Origin of the sequence: Kineococcus glutinatus (genome assembly GCF_039542765.1) — a bacterium.
GTDB lineage: Bacteria > Actinomycetota > Actinomycetes > Actinomycetales > Kineococcaceae > Kineococcus_A > Kineococcus_A glutinatus.
In genome coordinates this window covers 1-686 of sequence record NZ_BAABIL010000508.1, presented here as the reverse complement: position 1 = coordinate 686, position 686 = coordinate 1, and the positions used below count along the sequence as shown (strand labels likewise).

Below are 686 nucleotides of genomic sequence, written 5' to 3'. Positions count from 1 at the left end.
ACCTCGTCTGCCGCCGCTGCCGGCGCACGTGGCGGCGGCGGACCTCGTGACCGGGGCCGCCGGGGCGGGTGACGGCGGGCCCGGTGCCACGACGGGCCTGCGGCTGCCGTGGGGCCTGCTCGACCTGCCCGACGAGCAGCGGCGGGCGCCCGCCTGCTGGGACCTCGCCGAGGGTGAGCACCTGGCCGTCGTGGGGACCGTGCGCAGCGGCCGGTCCACCCTGGTGCGCACCCTGGTGAGGGCTGCCGGGGACGCGTCGACGCCCGTGCACTGCTACGTCCTCGACGGCGGTGGGGCCCTGGCCGAGCTGGCGGCGCTGCCACACGTCGGCGCGGTCGTGGGACCGCACGAGACCTGGCGGGCCGCCCGCGTGCTCGCGCGGCTGCTGGAGGAGGTGGCCGAGCGCCGCCGCCTGCTGGCCGCGGCGGGTGCCCGCACGCTCGAGGAGCTGGACGCGAGCGGTGGCGGGAGCCGGCCGCCGCACCTGCTGGTGGCGCTGGACGGGTGGGACACGTGGACGCGGGTGCTGGCGGAGGCGGATCCGGCGGTGGGGGTGGAGCCGCTGCTGCGCCTGCTGCGCGAGGCGTCGGCGGTGGGGGTGCGGGTGCTGCTGTGCGGGGACCGCTCGCTGCTGACGTCGGCGGCGGCCGCCTCGGCGGGAGCGCTGGTCCTGCTGCGCCTCGCCG

General features: G+C 79.7%; 1 protein-coding gene. It reads left to right on the top strand.

What is annotated here, in order from left to right:
- Positions 1 to 686: FtsK/SpoIIIE domain-containing protein (locus ABEB16_RS17185; protein WP_345713442.1), on the top strand; the 686-nt coding region annotated here is incomplete at both ends.